The organism is Halalkalibacter alkaliphilus (assembly GCF_023555415.1).
GTDB classification, from domain to species: Bacteria; Bacillota; Bacilli; order Bacillales; family Bacillaceae_D; genus Halalkalibacter; species Halalkalibacter alkaliphilus.
The window spans coordinates 68,155-89,244 of record NZ_JAKRYL010000013.1; the positions used below are offsets into that span (position 1 = coordinate 68,155).

Below are 21,090 nucleotides of genomic sequence, written 5' to 3' on the forward strand. Positions count from 1 at the left end.
GGACACAACAATGGTTCAAAAGAAGCAATATGTTACAATAAAAGGTACAAAGGATGGGTTAATCTTCCTATTGGATGATAGCTGTTCTTATGAAAGTTTGCTAGAAGAATTGATCGAAAAATTATCCTCAAAGCATTATCAACAATCAGAAGGCCCTGATGTTCTCGTAAAAGTCGATATCGGATATCGCTTTCTCCAAGAACATCAGCAGGCTGAACTAGAGAACATTATTACAGAAGGACGTAGCTTAGCTGTTGATCATTTTGAATCTCGTGTACTATCAAAAGAAGAGTCTGAGAGATTACGTCAAGAAGCACAAACGGTAACATTAATGCGGATTGTTCGCTCTGGTCAAGTGCTTCATGTCAATGGAGATGTCCTATTAATAGGTGATGTTAATCCAGGCGGAACGTTAATCGCTAACGGCAATATTTATGTGATGGGTGCTCTTAGGGGAATTGCTCATGCCGGTTTTGAAGGAAATGAAAAAGCGGTCATATCTGCTTCTCTTTTAGCTCCTGCCCAGTTAAGAATTGCTGATGAAATTAAACAATTCGATACAGAAGAAAGAACAGAACAAATGATGGCTAGTGCATTTCTTACTGAGCAGAAGTCCTTTAAAATTGGACGAGTTCAGCAACTTGTACAATCCCATCCAGAACTTGCAAAAAATGAAGCACAATTACAAGTGTAAGAGTATGTTTAATGAGGATAGTCTTTTGATCGCACACTTGTTTTAAGGTGGAAAACTATTAATTTTAACGTAGATTATAGAAGAGCGTTATAGAAAGGGGTCATCAGCGTGGGAGAGGCAATCGTCATTACAAGTGGAAAGGGTGGCGTTGGGAAAACTACAACGTCTGCTAATATAGGCACAGCCCTTGCGCTTTCGGGGAAGAAAGTTTGCTTAGTGGATACAGACATCGGGCTCCGCAATCTTGATGTTGTCATGGGACTTGAGAATCGAATTATTTATGACCTCGTTGATGTGATAGAGGGGCGTTGTAAGTTGAAGCAAGCATTAATCAAAGATAAACGCTTTGACTGCTTGTACTTGCTACCTGCTGCACAAACGAAAGATAAAACATCTGTTGAACCTGATCAAATGAAAGTCATTGTTGATGAATTAAAACAAGAATATGACTATGTTCTTATAGACTGCCCTGCAGGAATTGAGCAAGGCTTTAAAAATGCAGTTGCGGGAGCAGATCGTGCAATTGTTGTAACGACACCTGAGGTTTCGGCTGTCCGTGATGCCGACCGAATTATTGGTTTGCTTGAGCAAGAGGACGTTGAAGCTCCAAGGCTAATTGTGAACCGTATTCGCGGTCATATGATGAAAAACGGAGATATGTTAGACGTTGATGAAATTGCCTCTATTTTAGCGATTGATCTTCTCGGGATTGTTGTCGATGATGAAGAAGTGATTAAGCATTCCAATAAAGGTGAACCAATTGCGCTTCATACAACAAGCAAAGCTTCGATTGCCTACCGGAATATTGCAAGAAGAATTCTTGGGGAAACTGTTCCATTGATGGCACTCGAAGAACAAAGGGGTATGTTTGCTAAAATCAAAAAGCTATTCAGCGTAAGATGATAACGAAGTAGAGCAAGTGACCAATGTTGAGGCACTTGCTCTTTTTTATGTTCTACAACATTGTAGTCAATTATTAAAGTTCATATTTTGGCATTATTCTTGATAATGAACGAGTAACTATGATTAGAAGCGGTGAGTAACGAGACGCTTCTTTTCATTCACTTTCTGAGCTCCGTACCGATTATTTGGCAGACTTCGGTAACAGAGGAAGTAGGCTATGTTATGATTGTTTTCAAGAATGTGGTTTTTAAAAATAGGAGGCCAAAATACATGACGATGATGGAAGAACATTTGGAAGAAACTACAAAGAGCATTCGCTGCATGGTGTTAACGGTAACGGATTCGTGTTCGTACGAGGATGATGAAAGTGGAGCACTGATTAGGTCAATGTTAGAAAAAGAAGGACACTGTGTAACAGAGTACCAGATTATAAATGCAGAATATAGCTTAATTCAACACTGGATTAAAATCGCTGCAATTCGTGCTGATGTGGATGCGATTTTAATTACAGGAGGAACAGGGATTGCCCTTCATGATACGACGCATGAAGCTGTTAGAGATAGTTTAGATAAAGAGATGCCAGGATTCGGAGAGTTATTTCGCCATTTAAGTTTTAAAGAAGAAATCGGTACAGCTGCGATTTTAAGTCGTGCAATTGCAGGTGTACGTGACGGGAAGGCGATCTTCTCGATGCCTCGACCAACAGGAGCGATTCAATTAGCAATGGACCGAATTATTCTTCCTGAAATCGGGTCTGTCATGAAAGAAATACTTATGGATAAAGTAAGAGTGTAATAAGTTAAGTAAGAAAGTCTGCTTAGAGATTAAAGTCTCGGGCAGTCTTTTTGTTGTGGGTTGGTTTAATTCTTGAGGGGGAACCTACTTCTTTCTTTGCTTAGGGTGTGTCTCAAAAGTCAGAAACAGACCTTTTGAGACAGACCGCAACTTCTCTTCTATCTACCGATGCTGCTCGTAACGTTCTTGTTTTGTTACTTGTTTTAGCCAAGCGATTTCATCATCTGAAACATCAAAAGATTCGATGGAACAAATGTTTTCTTTTACTTGTTCAGCACTGCTTGCCCCGGTTACAACGGAAGCTACGACTGGAGAGCTTAGGCAGTATTGCAAAGCAAGCGCTTGGAGCGGACGACCATCTAGTAGCTCGTGCTCCAATTTAGAGCGTAATGATACGAGTTCTTCGTATGAATAAGTAAGATAGCCTTTTTCTTTTATGGTATCAGCCATCGTGTCAAGCATTCGATCAGTAAGTAATCCTTTAGCGACAGGTCCTCTAGCAACAACGCTTATTTCGTTTTCCTCTAGAAAAGAAAATAACTCTTCAGGACGACGATCAAGTAAACTATACTGCATCATTATGCTAACAATCGATGAACGCTTTACATACTCGCGAATGACATTGGGACGTATGGAAGAAATACCGTAATAGCGGATGACCCCTTCTTTCTTTAGCTCTTCAAAGGCTTCTATTGTTTCATCAATATTGTCTTCAATTGTTCCTCCATGAAGCTGGTATAAATCAATAAAGTCGGTTTGAAGTCTACGTAAGCTATCTTTTACAGCTGTCATTATATGTTTTTTTGAAGGGTCCCAACTCCAGCCCTCTTTTCCTTGTTCAAAACGATTACCTGCTTTTGTAGCAAGAATAATATCATTTCGTTTGCTTTTAATTATCTCACCGATAAGTTCCTCGTTTACCCCTTGATAGTACAAATCAGCAGTGTCTAAGTAATTGATCCCACCATCAAGCGCCGATTCTATGACTTTTCTTGCGTTACTTATTTCGGTTCCAATGCTCATACAGCCAAGGCTAACTTCACTAACATATAAATCAGATCGACCAAGTTTACGTGTTTTCATTATCAGGTCTCCTCTCGGCAAAAAATATTTCATACTAGTTTGTTTTCCGGTTCGTAGAAGAATAAAACATGAAAAAAGAGCGTCCACGTGCGCCTTCCTGCGAAGAATGCTTAAAAGGCTTAAAACATAACGGCGGCTCCGCTCATTGCAATAGAGATAGATAAAAAAGGAAGACCGCCTTTTTTACATCAAAAGAGCGTCCCTAGTGGCAATGGCTCCGCACGCCGTGCGCCTTTTGAGAAGTTCACTCAAAAGGCTTAAGACATAACGGCGGCTACGCTCATTGCAATAGAGATAGATAAAAAAGGAAGACCGCCTTTTTTATCTATCTCTATTATGTCATATCACCTACGGACAAGTCATATAGTAAAGTAAACTAGTTTGAAAAGGATGGGGGAGCATATGTCCAAGGATATAAATAAGGTACGTAGAAAACTAGAAAATAGACGTCGTCAAATCAATAGCAATGTTAAACATCGCGAACGGACGGTGCCGATGCTCTTAAATCGACATGAAGATGCGAGAGAAGAGCCTGACTTTTATGTACCACCATCTACAAATGATGAAGGAGCCAAAGTACACGTTCCGAAAGGGGATTTTTTTCTTTTTCGCTTAATGGCATCCGTTTGTATTTTCTTAATGACTGCTATACTTTTTCAATCAACTGTTCCTCAAGCAGAAGGGGCGAAGCGTTTTGTACAACAAACGTATGAGCAAGAAATTCAGTTTGCAGCAGTGGCTAATTGGTATGAAAATCAATTCGGGCGACCGTTAGCTCTCGTGCCGGTAAATCAGGATATGGCTCAAAGTGATCCAAATGAGCAAGTAGAAATGGTATATGCGGTTCCGGCATCAGGTACAATAAGTCAGGATTTTGAACATGATGGAAGAGGAATCTTAATTGAGACAGGAATGAATGCTGAAATTGAAGCAGTAAAAGGTGGACAAGTGAGCAAGGTTGGAGCCGATGATGAGGGTGGAAATCTTGGGAAGACCGTAACTGTAAAACATTATGACGGAACAGAAGCAGTGTATGGCATGCTTGATAAGGTCGAAGTGAACTTGTATGACCATATCCAACCAGGCTATAAAATTGGTTTAGTCTCTACAAATGAAGAAGCACAAAAAGGGGTTTTCTATTTTGCGTTAAAGGACGGCGACCAATATATTAATCCTAGCGAAGTTATTTCTTTTGATTAATTATGAGAGAATTGGCAGCGAAAATTAAGGTTAACCCATTATTTTGGTTCATCCTCGGCATCGGTGTGTTTACAGGGTATTTTAGAGAAGTGTTGATGATATTTCTGATTGTGTTCATTCATGAAATGGGACACGCGATTGCGGCACACTCATTCAAATGGAGGATTCATAAAATTGAATTATTGCCATTTGGTGGAGTGGCCGAAGTGGAAGATGTCGGAAATCGGCCTTTTCACGAAGAACTGATTGTTATTATCGCAGGGCCGCTACAACATATTTGGATGATGGTTCTGTCTTATTGCTTAGTTCAAACGTCATTTTGGACTAGTACGGATCATCATCTTTTTATTTGGCATAATATAATGATTCTCATGTTTAACCTAATTCCGATCTTACCTCTTGATGGAGGAAGACTTGTCCAACTATGGTGTACGTACCGTTTCCCTTATGTTCAAGCACTCACTGTTTCTAGGTGGATTTCCTGTTTTGTTTTGATAGCGATTATTTTCATAAGCTTAATTTGGTTCCCTTATCATTTGAATTTATGGGTTGTCATATCATTTCTACTTATTACAAACTATCTTGAATGGAAGCAGCGGCATTACAGGTTTATGCGCTTTCTTATGGCTCGAAGATCTGAAAAAGGTGGTGAGCCAGAGCAAACGTCTATTATAGCGGTTCGCGATTCACTTTCGCTGCGAGAAGCAATGAAGTTACTGAAACGAGGGCGCTATCATTTATACAAAGTATTCCAAGTGAAAAGCGGAACAGCGTGCATAATCGAAGAAAAAGAGCTGTTGCAAATGCTCTTTACGAGTAAAAAGCCACATGTCCCCCTTTCACAGTTGCTTCATATAAAAAAGTAGGGCAAAAAGTCGTACCATACATGGGTACGACTTTTTGCATTGAAACTGGTACAATGAAGAAAAGATTCAATTAAAGGGGCTTTTCTCATTGAAGAAAATATATTTTAATATGGCGACAAGAGAAAGAAGAGCGGCTGTTGTCGAGAACAATCGTGTCGTTGAATTAATGGTTGAACGCACACTTGAAAATAGAATTGTAAGCAATGTTTATAGAGGTAGAGTTGTAAACGTTTTACCAGGGATGCAAGCGGCATTTGTTGATATTGGACGTGATAAAAATGGCTTTCTTTATCGTGATGACCTACTCTCCTTTCACTTATGTAACGAAGATGAGGATAAGAAAAAAGAGCGGAGCATTTCTGAATTTGTTAAACAAGGTGAAGAATTGTTAGTCCAGGTAACGAAGGAAGGGTTCGGTTCAAAAGGCCCAAGACTAACGGGGGTTGTATCTTTTCCAGGACAGTTTCTTGTTTATATGCCAGAAGGTGATTATGTCGGGGTATCTCGTCGTTTTTCAAACGAGGCGGAGCGCGAGCGTTGGAGAGGAATTGCAGAAGGAATTATTGAGGATAAAGAAGGTTTAATTATTCGTACATCTTGTGAAGGAAAGCAAGCAGAAGTGATTACGCAAGAGTTTCATTTTTTACGTAAATTATGGAAGGAGCTCTGGAAAGAAGGTAAGAGCAAAAAAGCTCCAGCGTTAATCCATCAAGACTCTGGTTTGATTGAACGAGTTGTCCGGGATTTTTCTTTTACGGAAATTGATGAATTAGTTGTTGACTGTATTGATGATTATAAATTACTTAAGGAACTTCTCGAACCATTTCCAAAGCTGCAGCAATCGCTGTCGCTTTACCGTGAGAAGGAAAATCTTTTCTCAGCATATGGAATTGAAAAAGAGCTTGAGCGCGCATTACGACGCCAAATATGGTTGAAAAATGGAGCTTATTTAATGATAGACCAAACTGAAGCACTTACCGTAATTGATGTTAATACTGGGAAGTTTACAGGGAAAACAAATCTCCATGATACCGTTCGGAAAACGAACAGCGAAGCAGCGAAGGAAATTGCAAGACAGCTCCGTTTACGTGATATTTCTGGAATTATCGTCATTGATTTTATTGATATGAAGCGAGAAGAAGACCGTAAATATGTTCAAAGTGTGTTTGAAAAAGCATTGAAAAACGATCGAACGAAAACAAATGTTCTTGGCATTACAGGGTTAGGCTTGTTAGAAATGACAAGAAAAAAAGTACGGCAGAATCTTCTAGCAAGTCTCTCAAAGACGTGCCCAACCTGTACAGGCAAAGGGGTTGTTCTTTCAGATGAAGCCCAGGCGTTTAAGATTGAACGGCATTTATGGGAGCACCGAGGGATGGATGAAGAAGCAATTGTCTTGGAGTTGCCAGCTGCTGTTTCAACAGTACTTTTTGGAAAGAAAAGTGAGCATTTAAAACGGTTGGAAGAAGCACTTGGCTTCCGTATTCTTGTCTACCCAAATAAAAATGTGCAAGAAGAGAACTTTTCTTTTCGCTACATTGGGAATTTAGACGAAGCCATTGCGCAACTTGAACGATTAAAAGCGAAATAAACACGTTGACATAATTCAAGAAAATATGCTACAATATCGCTTGTTAGTTATTTGGTCGCACCCAAACAACTATAACCGCACAGAGCAGGTTTTACAAAGGTTCAAACCTACCTGGGATGGCGAGTCTGAGTATATGAGGAGGTGCAAGTATGTACGCAATTATTGAAACTGGTGGTAAGCAAGTAAAGGTTCAAGAAGGCCAAGAAGTTTACATCGAAAAATTAGACGCAGAAGCTGGTGAAACAGTTAGCTTCGATAACGTTTTATTCGTAGGTGGCGATGAGGTGAAAGTTGGTGCTCCATACGTAGAGGGTGCTACTGTTACGGCTAAAGTTGAAAAGCAAGGTCGTGCAAAGAAAATCATCGTTTGGAAAATGAAAGCTAAGAAAAACTACCGTCGTAAGCAAGGTCATCGTCAACCATACACGAAAGTGGTAATCGAGAAGATTAACGCTTAAGTCTATGATTACGGTTGAGATAACACGTAACGACGAACGTAACATTGTCTCTTTTACGATGAGTGGACATGCAGACGCTGGTCCGCATGGTCATGATATTGTTTGTGCTGGAGCTTCAGCTGTCTCTTTTGGTTCCGTCAATGCGATTGCTGCACTTTGTGCAGTAGAGCTTGATGTTGAAATGGAGGAGGATGGTGGCTTTCTCCGCTGTCATGTTCCGAACGATTTGGATGCTGTGACATATGAGAAAGTACAAATTCTACTCGAAGGGATGGTCGTATCCCTTCAATCTATCGCTGAAGAATACAGCCGTAATATGCAAGTCAATGAAACATTCGGGAGGTGAATTCCATGTTAAAAATGAACCTTCAATTTTTCGCATCGAAAAAAGGGGTAGGTAGTACAAAGAACGGACGTGACTCGATCTCTAAGCGTTTAGGCGCTAAGCGTGCTGACGGTCAAACTGTAACAGGTGGTTCAATCCTAGTACGCCAACGCGGAACACGCGTATATCCTGGTGTGAATGTAGGTAAAGGTGGAGACGATACACTATTTGCGAAAGTAGACGGCGTTGTTAAATATGAGCGCGTTGGTCGTGATCGCAAGCAAGTGAGCGTATACCCTGCATAATTATGAAAAAGTCCCTTTATAGCACTAGCTATGAGGGGATTTTTTTGTTTTTGAAATCAACTGAAAAAATGACTGCTGATGTAAACGAACATCGGTACTATTCATCTCAGATGAAACATAGTATAGTGAGAATATAATTCGTCTTACGAAATAAAAGAGGTGACTAACAATTGAAAGCTTTTGTAAACGCAACAATTCTACTTGGAACGGGTGAAATGATTAAATCAGGAACGATACTTATTAATCGGGGAAAAATCATTGCTGTCGAGAAGGAAGTTACAATACCGGCCGAGGCAGAAATTATCAATGCAAGTAGTAAATACATAACTCCTGGATTAATAGATGTTCATACACATTTAGGCGTATTTTCAGAAGGATTAGGACAGACTGGACATGACTTTAATGAAACAACGGATGCAGCTACACCATCCATTCGTGCAATTGATGGAATTAATCCATTCGACCGGGGCTTTGAAGATGCGAGGATGGCTGGTGTGACAACAGTTCAAATTATGCCGGGAAGTGCCAATGTCATTGGCGGAGAGATGTCTATTATAAAAACGAAAGGAACCGTCGTTGATGAAATGGTCGTTAAATCACCGTCAGGAATGAAAGCAGCGTTTGGAGAAAATCCAAAACGTGTTCACGGTGGAAAGGGGAAATTGCCTGTAACTAGAATGGGTGTTGCAGCTTTATTCCGCCAGCAGTTTATGAAAGCGCAAGACTATAAAAAGAGTTTAGAAGCTGGAGAGGTTAAAACGCGTGATCTTGGTATGGAACAACTTATGAAAGTGTTGAACAAAGAGATTCCATTACGAGCTCATGCACATAGAGCAGATGATATTGCAACATTGCTAAGACTAGTAAAAGAATTTGATATTGAAGCAACTATTGAGCATTGTACAGAAGGTCATCTAATTACTTCCTACATAGCTAAACATAATGTTCGAGTTTCTGTTGGTCCAACGATGACCTCCCGCACGAAGCAGGAATTGAATAATAAAGGTTGGCACACTCTTGTCGAGTTGGAAAAGCAGGGGATTCCTTTTTCCATTACAACGGATCATCCAGTCGTTACCATTGACCATCTCATAACTTCAGCGATAACAGCAGTAAAATTTGGTTTGTCAGAAGAAGCTGCATTTCGAGCAATAACAGTTCGAGCTGCCGAGCATTTAGGGATTGACCAGCAAGTAGGTAGTTTAGAAGTAGGAAAGGATGCAGATATTGTGATTTGGAACGCTCACCCATTAACAGGGCAAGCGAAAGTGGAAAAAACGTTTATTAATGGAGAATGTGTATATAATGAATAAGGGATAGAGGGTATTGAAAATGGGCAGATTTTCCTCTTACAATACCCCAGAAGCAATGTACTTACGTTAACTCTCTGTACAAAATTTAGGGTATGCTGAAAATGGGAAAGGTGTTAAAGGTGGAAAAAAATAAAGAACAAGAAAAAATAAAGCGATTACAAGAGTGCGCCTCTGATGCAAAGCATGAAGACGAGCAAAAGAAGCTTATGACAGAATTGGCTATCATTATGGAAAGAGAACGCATTGAGGAATGCAATCAATCTCACTCTAATTGGGGAAGTGAGGAGTAATGAAGGTAACTGTTGTTGGTTATTGGCATGCCTACCCAGAACATGGAGAAGCTACCTCAGGGTATTTAGTTGAAGAAGAAGATTACAAAGTATTGCTCGATTGTGGCAGTGGAGTGCTCTCATCCTTGCAAGCTTATTGTCAGGTTACGGAGCTTGATGCGATCGTATTATCTCATTATCATCATGATCATCAAGCAGATATTGGAGCATATCAGTATGCTCAAATTGTGCATAAAGGCTTAGGGACAAAAAGGAAGCACCCAACTATTTATGGACATATAGAAGATGCACAAGCTTTTTCGAAGCTTGGATATAGAGATGTTGTAAAGGCGGTGGCCTATGACGACGGGCAATCGTTACAGATCGGTCCGTTTACGTTGTCTTTTTTAAGAACGCATCATCCCGTTCCTTGCTTTGCAATGAAAATAGAGAGCAAAGGGAAAACGTATGTATACACAGCTGATTCTAGTTACTTTCCAGAGTTAGCTAAGTTTGCAATGGGAGCCGATCTTTTAATTGCAGAATGCAGTGGCTATAAAGGAGATCAAATCGCTCAATTTGGTCATATGACAAGTGAAGACGTTGGTAAACTTGCTAACATCGCTAAGCCAAAACAACTAATTTTAAGTCATCTTCCACACTTTGGAGATCATAATAAGTTAGTTGAAGAAGCTGCTGAGCAATTTGCAGGTGAGATCGTTCTTGCTTCTAGTGGTTTAATAAAGGAATGACAAAGGGTACTGAAAAAGGAATTGACCTTTTTTAGTACCCTAGTTTGCTGTGTTTTTTTGTTCTTATTTCTCAAGATTGTCAAAGTTTGAAAGTAGCAATGAAATTTGAATATCTGTATAATGAATCTAGTATTTTAGAAAATGAAAACGAGGACTTTAAATGAGGAAACAAGTAGAGAACTTGACTATCGTAGCATGGATAACATCGTTAATAGCAACACTAGGTTCATTATATTTTTCTCAAGTGAAAATGTATGAGCCGTGTATGCTTTGTTGGTATCAACGCATCTTTATGTATCCGCTAGTGATTATATTAGCCATTGGGATTATAAAAAAGGATGCAACGGTTGCTCTGTATTCAGCTGTCTTATCGTTGATTGGAATTGGTCTATCAAGCTATCATTACGCGTTACAAAAAATACCATTTTTTACTCAAACTGCTCCTGCTTGTGGTCGTGTTCCGTGTACAGGTCAATACATTAATTGGTTTGGATTTGTAACAATTCCGTTCCTTGCATTGACTGCTTTTATTATTATTTTTATATGTAGTTTATTGATCTTAAGGTTATCTAAGGAGGACTCATAATGAAGAAAATTATTATATTTGGCAGTATCGTTGTTTTGATTTTTGTTGCATTAATTGTTGTTTCAAATATAAATCAAGCACAAAAGGCAGCAGGAAACCCATTTGGAAAAGATCGCCTACATCCAGCAACCATTGAATTAATAGATGATCCGAATTATCAAAATGTTATTCTTCCAGATGAATTAGAAAAGAAGCTTGTAGACGAGGAGGCAGTGACAGTCTACTTCTATAGTTCGGATTGTCCGTATTGTAAAGAGGCGACTCCAAGATTGGTTCCGTTAGCAGAAGAGAATGGGATCAACTTAGTTCAATATAATTTAAGGGAATTTGAAGAAGGTTGGGACCAATACAATTTAGATTCTACTCCTACGATTATCCACTTTGAAAATGGAGCGGAAGAGGGAAGAATTGTTAGCGCAGTCCCTGATGAAGAGTTTCAGCAATTTTTTGACGAATATGTGTTAAGTGAATAAGAGATTATATGAGGGTAAGTAAGGATTAATTCTTTACTTATCCTTTACTTTTTCTTTACATAAAATTAATTGCATATATAAGCATATAATTATATAATCGGAACCATGAACGAAAGGACTGATTGGGATGAACAATTCGATTTCTACTGTTGAAATAAATGCAGCAGCTAAAGTGTTAAAGCTTCTAGGTGATAAAACTCGCTTAGCGATGATGGCAATGTTGTCAGAAGATGAATGCTGTGTATGTGAATTTGTTGAGTTATTTCAAATGAGCCAGCCCTCTATTAGCCAGCACATTCGGAAATTAAAAGATATTGGACTTGTTGAAGAAAAAAGAAAAGGACAATGGATCTTTTATCGTGTAAATGAAAAGCATGAAGCTTATCCATTACTTGAAAGCTTATTAGTACACATTCCAAGTCAGAAAAAGCGCTTAGTCGAACTTGAGGAACGAGGGTTACGGGTAAGTTGTTGTGAGTAAAAAAAGATAGAAAATAAGGAGTGGAGAAAATGGCATCTGTCGTTTTAGCATCCGTCATTTTCCTGTTTACACTTGTATTGGTCATTTGGCAGCCGAAAGGACTTTCAATTGGGTGGTCAGCATCTATCGGTGCTGTGCTTGCTTTGATTGTTGGGGTCGTTGACTTTAATGATGTTATCACAGTAACAGGAATTGTTTGGAATGCAACATTAACATTTGTAGCTATTATTATTATTTCCCTCATCTTAGATGAAATTGGTTTCTTTGAGTGGTCAGCTTTGCATATGGCCCGGTTTGCCAAAGGGAACGGAGTAAAAATGTTCCTTTATGTCTCCCTTCTAGGAGCAGTTGTTGCAGCACTTTTTGCTAATGATGGGGCAGCACTAATTTTAACACCGATCGTTCTAGCGATGGTTCGTGCTCTTCGCTTTAAAGAGGCTATGATCTTACCTTTTATTATGGCGAGTGGATTTATTGCTGATACGACATCGTTGCCACTTTTGGTTAGTAATTTAGTTAATATCGTATCAGCTGACTTTTTTGGAATTGGGTTTGTCGAGTATGCTTCAAGAATGATTGTACCGAATTTCTTTGCACTTGGTGCGAGTATTCTCGTTTTATACTTATATTTTCGGAAAGACATTCCGAAGAACTATGATATGAATGAGTTAAAAAAGCCAGTTGAAGCGATCAAAGATCCTAAATTATTTAAGCTTTCATGGTACATCTTGGCGTTTCTTCTTATTGGTTATTTTATTAGTGAGTTTATTCACTTACCAGTTTCATTTGTCGCGATGCCAATTGCCATTATTTTTTATTTGATCTTCCGTTCGATTAGTGCAAATAATCCAATCTTAAGTTCAGCTGGAATTATTAAGAATGCACCATGGGCGATTGTTGTCTTTTCTATTGGGATGTATGTCGTTGTTTACGGCCTGCGTAATGTTGGCCTGACTGATCTTCTTGCTGTTGTCATCGAGAGATCAGCTGATCAAGGGTTATTTGCGGGAACGATAGCAATGGGTTTCATTGCAGCGATCTTGTCTTCAATCATGAACAACATGCCAACGGTTATGATTAATGCATTGGCGATTGCAGAGACGAATACAGCAGGCGCGATGCGTGAGGCGTTGATTTATGCCAATATTATTGGTTCAGATTTAGGGCCAAAAATAACCCCAATTGGATCTTTAGCAACTCTTTTATGGCTTCATGTTCTTGCTCAAAAAGGCATGAAGATATCTTGGGGTTATTACTTTAAAGTCGGGATCATCTTAACGGTTCCAACCCTCTTTATTACGCTTGTTGGTCTTTATTTATGGCTTGTTATCATTTTGTAGGAAGATGCAATTCTTTTGCGTCTTCATAATATAAAATTCATTTTAAAGGGGAGCAATTATTATGTCTAAACCAATTATCTACTTTTTATGTACAGGAAACTCATGCCGCAGTCAAATGGCAGAAGGGTGGGGAAAGAAATACCTTGGAGATAAATATGATGTCTATTCAGCAGGGATTGAAGCCCATGGAGTGAATCCGAATGCTGTAAAAGCCATGGCTGAAGCTGGTGTTGATATTTCAGGTCAAACTTCAGATACGATTGATCAAGAAATCTTAAAGAAAGCTGATTTAGTAGTAACATTATGTGGTCATGCGAATGATGTATGTCCAGCAACACCGCCTAACAAGGAACGTGTTCACTGGGGCTTTGATGATCCAGCTAAAGCGGAAGGGACAGACGAGGAAAAGTGGGCGTTTTTCCAACGGGTACGCGATGAAATTGGTGATCGTATCAAAACATTCGGAGAAACTGGGAAATAAAGAGGTTACTGAAAAAGGTTGGTTTGTACCTTTTTCAGTAACCTCGAAGCAATGTGCGGAGCCGCTGCCATTTTTTATTAAAGCCTGCTATGAGCGGGTTTATCATAGCAGGCGCGTAGCGTGTGGAGCCATTGCTACTTAATCAAGGCATTGAAAAAGGTTGGTTTGTACCTTTTTCAGTAACGTCGATAAAGAGGGGTCAGACCCCTCTTTATCTCTTTACATCATTAAAGGAGGAAATGGCTATGTCTAAAATAAGAATTTATGATCCTGCGATGTGTTGTGCAACGGGAGTTTGTGGGCCAAGTGTTGATCCAGAATTAACTCGTGTCGCTACAGCTATCTTTCTGTTAGAAAAAAAGAATATAGATATTGCACGCTATAATTTAGGATCTGAGCCACAAGCGTTTATTGATGAAAGAAAGATTCAAGACTTGTTAAATACAAAGGGAACAGAGGCACTTCCAGCTGTTATGGTCGACGGTGAAGTAAAACTAGAAGGGCGTTATCCTACGAATGAAGAGTTTGCTCAGTGGGCAAGTATTCCTGTAAGTGAGCTTACGAAAACAGAAACAAAATCAAAAGGGATCGAGTTGCTATGACAAAACGTTTTCAGCCAAGCTCACCTAATGCCACTCCTTATTTATTTTTTACAGGAAAAGGAGGAGTAGGAAAAACGTCAACAGCTTGTGCGACTGCAGTTACCCTTGCAGATGAAGGAAGACAAGTATTAATAGTGAGCACAGATCCTGCTTCTAACTTACAAGACGTATTTGAAGTGGAGATCGGTTATGAAACAACACTAATTCCAAATGTACCTGGACTATCAGCGATTAACCTAGACCCTGAAGAAGCGGCTGCTGCTTATCGTGAAAAGGTTGTTGGGCCATACAAAGATAAGCTTCCGGCTCCCATAATTGCACAAATGGAAGAGCAACTTTCTGGAGCTTGCACGGTCGAAATTGCTGCGTTTGATGAGTTTGCATCAATATTAACGAATCCAGAGCGTACGAATGAATATGATCATATTATTTTTGATACCGCCCCTACTGGTCATACTCTTCGCTTGTTGCAACTACCAACTGCTTGGTCCTCCTTTCTTGAAGACAGTACACATGGCGCTTCATGTCTTGGACCTCTTTCAGGTCTTGGAGAAAAGAAAGAATTGTACTCTGAAGCGGTGAAAGCATTATCGAATTCAGAACAGACTACTCTAGTTCTTGTTTCAAGGCCAGACGCGTCGGCCCTCCAAGAAGCAAACCGAGCTGCGAATGAATTACGGCAAGTTGGATTAACGAATCAGCTTCTTTTAATTAATGGAAAGCTCCAAAGCTATGTAGAAGGAGATCGAGTGTCTACGGCATTTTATCAGCGACAAGAAACGGCGTTAACGAATATGCCTAAACAATTAACTACACTTACTATGTACGAACTTCCATATGTTCCGTATCAGTTAACGGGCATTGCCGCTTTGCGTACACTTTTTCACGATCAGCAGCTAGAACAACGTAGTGAGGAGATCTGCGATATAGCAGAGAATTATGTGTTAAAGGACGTAATAAAGCAAGTTGGGACGAAGAAAAAAGGCGTTATTATGACAATGGGTAAAGGAGGCGTCGGAAAAACAACAGTTGCCGCAGCAATTGCTGTTGGACTAGCTGAACTCGGTCATTCTGTTCATTTAACGACAACAGACCCTGCGGCACATTTATCCTATGTTCTTGGAAAGCAAGTTCAAGGTGACTTAATATTAAGTCGAATCGATCCAAAAGCAGAAGTAGAAGCCTATAAGCATGAGGTGTTATCGAAAGCAAGCGGAACAGTCGATGAAAATGGACTTGCTTATTTAGAAGAAGACTTAAAGTCACCTTGTACGGAAGAAATTGCTGTCTTTAGGGCCTTTGCCGATGTCGTTAATAAAGCCAACGATTCTTTTGTTGTCATAGATACGGCTCCGACTGGACATACGCTACTTCTATTAGATGCAGCTCAAGCCTATCATAAAGAATTAGAACGGGCGAGTGGGGAAGTGCCAGAATCAGTTTTAAAGTTATTACCGAGGCTACGAAATAAGCAAGAGACAGATGTTGTCATTGTCACGTTGCCAGAAGCTACTCCTGTTCATGAAGCAAGCCGCCTACAGGACGACTTGGCTCGTGCTGATATTACACCAAGCTGGTGGATTGTGAACCAGAGCTTTGCTGCATCTAATACAATGGATCCAGTATTAAAAGCTCGCTCACGCTCTGAACTAAAATGGATACAGGTTGTTTCCTCAGGAAAAGCGAATCAAGTAGCCGTTATTCCGTGGCAAATTGAATTAGCAAAAGGCTACGAACAATTAAAAAGCTTAACTAAATAGGGTTAAAGATGATGTAATAATGTTGCAGCATACATTTTAAGACCAAGCGAGTAAGGGAAATCGTTCTTACTCGCTTTTTTCATGCACTTTTCTTAGAATTTATAATATACTAATAATCAAATGAGTATTTGAATGAAGTGGAGATGATGAAGATGAGCAACCAGAAGCAACAAAGCGATATGTGTGAAGTGTTTTCCTACGATGCAAAGGTAGTAGAAGAGGTAAAAGATCAGTTAGCGAATCAACGTTTTGATGTCCTTGCCGATATGTTTAAAGTTCTTGCTGATGAAACACGCGTTAAAATAGCGTATGCACTTTGCCAATCAACCGAACTCTGTGTTTGTGATGTTGCATCGATTATCGGTACAACGAATGCAACGGCTTCTCATCATCTCAGGCACCTTAAACATCTTCGAATTGCAAAAAGTGAAAAACGAGGAAAGCTCGTTTTCTATTCTCTTGATGATGAACATATTAGAACATTATTAATGACGGCGGTTGCTCATCAAAATGAGGAGGTGGGCTAATGAGTAAGGAAACAAAATATCAAGTACAAGGATTTTCCTGAGCAAGTTGTGCTGCTCAGTTTGAGCAGAATGTAAAGAAAATACCTGGAGTCACAAAGGCCAAAGTTAACTTTCAAGCTTCCACCATTACGGTAGTTGGAAATGTAACGAAAAAAACTGTAGAAAAAGCGGGAGCCTTTGAAAATTTGAAACTATTTCAAGAAGATGAGAAAATCGAACATAGCTCTAAGTTGAGATCACCAGCTACTTGGAAAACCATTATCTCTGGGCTCCTTTTACTTAGTGGGTTTATTATTCAAGGGTTATATGGGGAAGGATTACTTGCGATTTTCTTTTATGCATTATCAATGGCAATAGGGGGCTATCGACTTTTTTTACAAGGTTTGAAAAATCTTTCTCATGCACGGTTTGACATGAAAACGTTAATGACGATTGCCGTTATAGGAGCAGCTATTATTGGTGAATGGGGTGAAGGCGCTACTGTTGTCTTTCTTTTTGCCATAAGCCAAATGCTTGAAACATATTCAATGGACCGAGCACGGAAGTCTATTCGTTCGCTGTTTGAACACACTCCAAAAACAGCTAGAGTTTGGCGAGAGGGGTCCTGGATCGATATAGATGTAAAAGAGCTAGCAGTTGGTGAAATTGTTATGATTCGACCTGGAGAAAAAGTAACTGTAGATGGCAAAGTGATCAAAGGAGCCTCGTCGATAAACCAAGCTGCGATTACAGGAGAATCGATTCCTGTTGAAAAACAAATAGGGGATCCCGTTTTTGCTGGAACAATAAATGAAGAAGGTCAATTACAAGTAGAAATTACCAAGCGTAATGAAGACTCAACGCTTTCAAAGATGATGAAATTGGTTGAGGAGGCACAGGCGAAGCGAGCATCAGCAGAAGCTTTTATTGATCGCTTTGCAAAAGTGTATACACCAATTATCATTTGTATTGCAATTCTTGTTGCGATTATTCCACCACTTGCTTTTAGTGGGGAGTGGAGTAGTTGGATATATCAAGGTCTTGCTGTCTTGGTTGTTGGTTGTCCGTGTGCTTTAGTCATTTCGACACCAGTTTCAATCGTTACTGCTCTTGGAACGGCAGCACGTCAAGGGGTGCTTATTAAAGGTGGAATTCATCTAGAAGAAGCAGGACGAATTGAAGCGATTGCATTTGATAAGACAGGGACGTTAACAAAAGGGGAGCCAGAAGTAACAGACATTTGGGTCTCAGAAAATGAAAATAAATATGAGTTCTTACAAGTAATGGCATCATTAGAGCAAAATTCAAAGCATCCGCTTGCTGTGGCGGTTGTGAAACATGTAGAAAGTAAAATTGGTCAAGATTTTTTATCTGTAACAAATTTTCGATCAGAAACAGGTAAAGGAATCGTCGGGAAAATTGAAGGGGTAACATATTACGTAGGCAGCGAATCGTTTATAAAACAGATAACAAATATAACCAACCAAGAACTAGAAACGATTCGCCAATTTAAGAATGAAGCTAAGACAGTCGTCATTCTCGCGACAACACAACGGGTGCTTGGCTTGCTCGCTCTGGCAGATTCTATACGTGAAGAAAGCAAGGATTTGATCCAATCTCTTCATAACTTGGGCGTTCGAGAAACCATTTTGCTAACGGGAGACCATAAAAAATCTGCTCATATGATTGCAAGTCAAGTTGGAATGACAAATGTAAAAGCAAATTTGCTACCAAATGAAAAGGTGTCGTATGTCGAAGCTATACGTGAAAAAGGAGATCATATTGCAATGGTTGGAGATGGCGTTAATGATGCTGCTGCATTAGCAACAGCTAATGTCGGGATGGCAATGGGTGGAGCTGGATCTGATGTCGCGTTAGAAACAGCTGATATTGTTTTTATGAAGGACGACTTATCTAAGCTTCCTTTTACGATCCAATTAAGTCGAAAAGCACGAACAATTATTAAACAAAATATTACGATTTCCCTTGTGTTAAAGCTAGTAGCGTTACTTCTTGTTATCCCGGGATGGCTTACGCTTTGGATTGCGATTATTGCTGATATGGGTGCGACGCTCCTGGTAATGTTAAATGGACTAAGATTGATAAAAAATAAAAAATTATAGTTTCTGAATGGAAAACATACCAATCTCCTCTTTAGTTGGTATGTTTTTTTCGGTGTTCTTACACCAATTTTATCATTTTTCATAGTAAAATAAATGAGAATTGATGACGTAAAATTATACATTAGGAGATACAAATGTTAGTTTTGATATTATTATGTTTATTAATGGGTGGTTTGTTTATTCAATTAATACAGAAAGCGTTCTTTAGAAAAAGCAAATCTAATATTGAGCAATTATGGAAAGAGTTAGAAAAGGAAGATTGGTTTAGAAAATTAATAGAAGATCCAAAAGTGAAAGATTGGATTGACTCAGATAAGGAACGTGGGTTATTAAATGACCCGTACTATGTTAGAAAGATTATCGACAAGGAAGTTCATAGAGATTGTTTTATTACGTATGTATTGGAGAAAGCGAATTAAAATTAACGGGTGAGGTGTCCCTGCTAGCTGGGGGCATTTTCTTTTTTGCTTACGGCAATTTCAAATAGGTTATTATATCATGGTTAGATTGGGCGATTTTAAGACATGTTCATTGAAATGAGAGTATGGTAGAGAAAATTAAAGTTATATTGAGCAAATAAGTTTTGTTATACGCTTACATTAGAGTTTGAAATTTTGTGGGATGGTGGTAGAATACGTTTGTTAACAACGGACCCCGACTTTTGTGAGAGTCAAAAGTCGAACTAAAAAAACTTAATAGGAAAGAGGTGTTAGATTGAACATTCAATCTATTAAACAAGAATGGTTTGGGAATGTAAGAGGCGACGTACTGGCCGGCATCGTTGTTGCCCTTGCACTCATTCCAGAAGCAATTGCCTTTTCAATTATTGCAGGTGTTGACCCAATGGTTGGGCTTTATGCTTCATTTTGTATTGCCGTTGTCATTGCGTTTGTCGGAGGGCGTCCAGGAATGATTTCTGCTGCAACAGGTGCAATGGCATTGGTCATGGTAACATTGGTGGCTGAACATGGTCTTCAATATTTACTAGCAGCAACGATTCTGACAGGAATATTGCAGATTTTATTTGGTGTGTTTAAGCTAGCGAGAATCATGAAATTTGTTCCTCGCTCTGTAATGGTTGGTTTCGTTAATGCTTTAGCTATTTTAATCTTTATGGCTCAATTAGAACAGTTTGTTGATGCAACATGGTTAATGTATGCGCTTGTCGCTGCAACGCTAGTGATTATCTATGGGTTGCCACGTATTACTAAATTAGTACCTTCAGCATTAGCTGCCATTGTTATCATTACAGCGGTTGTTATTTTTGCTGGGTTTGATTTGCGTACAGTAGGAGACATGGGGAATTTAACGCAAGCATTACCAATGTTTTTAATTCCACAAATTCCACTTAATTTAGAAACGTTAATGATTATTTTACCATATTCTCTTGCACTTGCTATTGTTGGTTTGCTTGAGTCACTTTTAACAGCGAATATCGTTGATGATATGACAGATACAGAGAGTGATAAAAATAAGGAAAGCCGTGGACAAGGAATTGCCAATATTGTTACTGGTTTCTTTGGAGGAATGGCTGGTTGTGCAATGATTGGACAGTCGGTTATTAACGTGAAGTCTGGAGGGCGAGGACGCCTTTCTGCTTTAGTTGCAGGAGTGTTCTTAATGTTCTTAATCCTCGTTCTTGGAGGATTAGTTGTACAAATTCCAATGGCTGCACTCGTTGGTGTTATGTTTATGGTATCATTCAGTACATTTGACTGGAGTTCTGTTCGTAACATTCATAAGGTGCCCCGTACAGATGCCATTGTTATGGTCGTAACAGTCTCAACAGTTGTTATTACTCACAACTTAGCATATGGTGTGTTTGCAGGTGTACTATTAAGTGCCATTTTCTTTGCAGCAAAAATTTCTAAAGTTGATGTTGAAAAACAGTACATTAATCACTTAGATAAGCAAGTTTATAAAATTTACGGTCAAATCTTCTTCGCTTCTGTAACGGACTTTGTTAATCAGTTTGATTATAAGCAAGATGTGAAAGCAGTAGAGATTGATTTAACCAATGCTCATTTATGGGATGATTCAGCCATTGGTGCACTTGATAAGATTGAAGGTAAGTTTGAACAAAACGGCATTAAGGTTGAATATGTAGGGTTAAATGCAGAGAGTGAAAAATTAAAAGATAAAATCGGTGGTTTATCTAAAGCATCGGGACATTAATAAGACAGA

The 21,090-nt window shown here is 39.2% G+C and carries 24 protein-coding genes and 1 other annotated feature; of the genes, 23 read left to right on the plus strand and 1 reads right to left on the minus strand.

Annotated features, from left to right (window positions below; translation table 11 throughout):
• Positions 1-10: 10 nt before the first annotated feature.
• The 3 genes from minC to MF646_RS13360 all read left to right on the plus strand — a co-directional run bounded on the left by minC (position 11) and on the right by MF646_RS13360 (position 2,392).
• A complete protein-coding gene (gene minC / locus MF646_RS13350; RefSeq protein ID WP_250097004.1) occupies positions 11-694 on the plus strand; it encodes a septum site-determining protein MinC in 684 nt (227 codons plus the stop codon).
• Between the two features lie 108 nt (positions 695-802).
• Positions 803-1,597: a septum site-determining protein MinD gene (gene minD, locus MF646_RS13355; RefSeq protein WP_250097005.1), complete on the plus strand. Its 795-nt coding sequence runs from the start codon at positions 803-805 to the stop codon at positions 1,595-1,597.
• Between the two features lie 270 nt (positions 1,598-1,867).
• On the plus strand, positions 1,868-2,392 hold the full coding sequence (locus MF646_RS13360) for a MogA/MoaB family molybdenum cofactor biosynthesis protein (protein WP_250097006.1): 525 nt from the start codon (positions 1,868-1,870) through the stop codon (positions 2,390-2,392).
• A 162-nt stretch (positions 2,393-2,554) separates the two neighbouring features.
• Here the strand turns inward: MF646_RS13360 and MF646_RS13365 are convergent, their stop codons facing one another.
• Positions 2,555-3,475 (minus strand): aldo/keto reductase, encoded by a 921-nt coding sequence (locus MF646_RS13365; RefSeq protein ID WP_250097007.1) that lies wholly within the window; start codon positions 3,473-3,475, stop codon positions 2,555-2,557.
• 402 nt (positions 3,476-3,877) lie between these two features.
• Between MF646_RS13365 and MF646_RS13370 the strand changes: the two genes are divergently transcribed.
• The 20 genes from MF646_RS13370 to MF646_RS13465 all read left to right on the plus strand — a co-directional run bounded on the left by MF646_RS13370 (position 3,878) and on the right by MF646_RS13465 (position 21,081).
• A complete protein-coding gene (locus MF646_RS13370) occupies positions 3,878-4,675 on the plus strand; it encodes a M23 family metallopeptidase (RefSeq protein ID WP_250097008.1) in 798 nt (265 codons plus the stop codon).
• Positions 4,676-4,770: 95 nt separating this feature from the next.
• On the plus strand, positions 4,771-5,541 hold the full coding sequence (locus MF646_RS13375; RefSeq protein WP_250097009.1) for a M50 family metallopeptidase: 771 nt from the start codon (positions 4,771-4,773) through the stop codon (positions 5,539-5,541).
• A gap of 88 nt (positions 5,542-5,629) precedes the next feature.
• Positions 5,630-7,132 carry an Rne/Rng family ribonuclease gene (locus MF646_RS13380; RefSeq protein WP_250097010.1) on the plus strand — a complete coding sequence of 501 codons (1,503 nt, stop codon included), beginning with the start codon at positions 5,630-5,632 and terminating at the stop codon, positions 7,130-7,132.
• A gap of 63 nt (positions 7,133-7,195) precedes the next feature.
• Positions 7,196-7,269 (plus strand) — a sequence feature (ribosomal protein L21 leader region).
• A gap of 12 nt (positions 7,270-7,281) precedes the next feature.
• Complete coding sequence (gene rplU / locus MF646_RS13385; protein WP_034626944.1) at positions 7,282-7,590, plus strand: 50S ribosomal protein L21; 309 nt, start codon at positions 7,282-7,284, stop codon at positions 7,588-7,590.
• Between the two features lie 4 nt (positions 7,591-7,594).
• Positions 7,595-7,936, plus strand: a complete 342-nt coding sequence (locus MF646_RS13390) for a ribosomal-processing cysteine protease Prp (RefSeq protein ID WP_250097011.1) — start codon at positions 7,595-7,597, stop codon at positions 7,934-7,936.
• A gap of 5 nt (positions 7,937-7,941) precedes the next feature.
• Positions 7,942-8,220, plus strand: a complete 279-nt coding sequence (gene rpmA, locus MF646_RS13395; protein WP_250097012.1) for a 50S ribosomal protein L27 — start codon at positions 7,942-7,944, stop codon at positions 8,218-8,220.
• 170 nt (positions 8,221-8,390) lie between these two features.
• Positions 8,391-9,533, plus strand: a complete 1,143-nt coding sequence (locus MF646_RS13400; protein WP_250097013.1) for an amidohydrolase — start codon at positions 8,391-8,393, stop codon at positions 9,531-9,533.
• A 119-nt stretch (positions 9,534-9,652) separates the two neighbouring features.
• Positions 9,653-9,823 (plus strand): hypothetical protein, encoded by a 171-nt coding sequence (locus tag MF646_RS13405; protein ID WP_250097014.1) that lies wholly within the window; start codon positions 9,653-9,655, stop codon positions 9,821-9,823.
• Positions 9,823-10,554 carry an MBL fold metallo-hydrolase gene (locus tag MF646_RS13410; RefSeq protein WP_250097015.1) on the plus strand — a complete coding sequence of 244 codons (732 nt, stop codon included), beginning with the start codon at positions 9,823-9,825 and terminating at the stop codon, positions 10,552-10,554. Before MF646_RS13405 ends, MF646_RS13410 begins: the two co-directional genes overlap by 1 nt.
• A 160-nt stretch (positions 10,555-10,714) precedes the next feature.
• Positions 10,715-11,140, plus strand: a complete 426-nt coding sequence (locus MF646_RS13415; RefSeq protein WP_250097016.1) for a disulfide formation protein C — start codon at positions 10,715-10,717, stop codon at positions 11,138-11,140.
• The gene (locus tag MF646_RS13420) at positions 11,140-11,613 is read left to right on the plus strand and encodes a thioredoxin family protein (protein ID WP_250097017.1); all 474 of its coding nucleotides are present in this window, start codon (positions 11,140-11,142) and stop codon (positions 11,611-11,613) included. The genes MF646_RS13415 and MF646_RS13420 overlap by 1 nt, the downstream gene beginning before the upstream one ends.
• A 127-nt stretch (positions 11,614-11,740) precedes the next feature.
• On the plus strand, positions 11,741-12,094 hold the full coding sequence (locus MF646_RS13425; protein ID WP_250097018.1) for an ArsR/SmtB family transcription factor: 354 nt from the start codon (positions 11,741-11,743) through the stop codon (positions 12,092-12,094).
• A 29-nt stretch (positions 12,095-12,123) separates the two neighbouring features.
• Entirely contained in the window at positions 12,124-13,434 is a 1,311-nt protein-coding gene (locus tag MF646_RS13430; protein ID WP_250097019.1) for an arsenic transporter, read from the plus strand.
• Positions 13,435-13,495: 61 nt separating this feature from the next.
• On the plus strand, positions 13,496-13,915 hold the full coding sequence (arsC, locus tag MF646_RS13435) for an arsenate reductase (thioredoxin) (RefSeq protein WP_250097020.1): 420 nt from the start codon (positions 13,496-13,498) through the stop codon (positions 13,913-13,915).
• A gap of 245 nt (positions 13,916-14,160) precedes the next feature.
• The gene (gene arsD / locus MF646_RS13440; protein WP_250097021.1) at positions 14,161-14,517 is read left to right on the plus strand and encodes an arsenite efflux transporter metallochaperone ArsD; all 357 of its coding nucleotides are present in this window, start codon (positions 14,161-14,163) and stop codon (positions 14,515-14,517) included.
• Positions 14,514-16,277, plus strand: coding sequence for an arsenical pump-driving ATPase (gene arsA / locus MF646_RS13445; protein ID WP_250097022.1), 1,764 nt, complete (start codon positions 14,514-14,516; stop codon positions 16,275-16,277). The genes arsD and arsA overlap by 4 nt, the downstream gene beginning before the upstream one ends.
• A gap of 152 nt (positions 16,278-16,429) precedes the next feature.
• Positions 16,430-16,804 (plus strand): ArsR/SmtB family transcription factor, encoded by a 375-nt coding sequence (locus tag MF646_RS13450; protein ID WP_250097023.1) that lies wholly within the window; start codon positions 16,430-16,432, stop codon positions 16,802-16,804.
• Positions 16,804-18,906: a heavy metal translocating P-type ATPase gene (locus MF646_RS13455; protein ID WP_250097024.1), complete on the plus strand. Its 2,103-nt coding sequence runs from the start codon at positions 16,804-16,806 to the stop codon at positions 18,904-18,906. The genes MF646_RS13450 and MF646_RS13455 overlap by 1 nt, the downstream gene beginning before the upstream one ends.
• 134 nt (positions 18,907-19,040) lie before the next feature.
• A complete protein-coding gene (locus tag MF646_RS13460; protein WP_250097025.1) occupies positions 19,041-19,325 on the plus strand; it encodes a hypothetical protein in 285 nt (94 codons plus the stop codon).
• Positions 19,326-19,620: 295 nt separating this feature from the next.
• Positions 19,621-21,081 carry a SulP family inorganic anion transporter gene (locus MF646_RS13465; protein ID WP_250097026.1) on the plus strand — a complete coding sequence of 487 codons (1,461 nt, stop codon included), beginning with the start codon at positions 19,621-19,623 and terminating at the stop codon, positions 21,079-21,081.
• Positions 21,082-21,090: the final 9 nt, after the last annotated feature.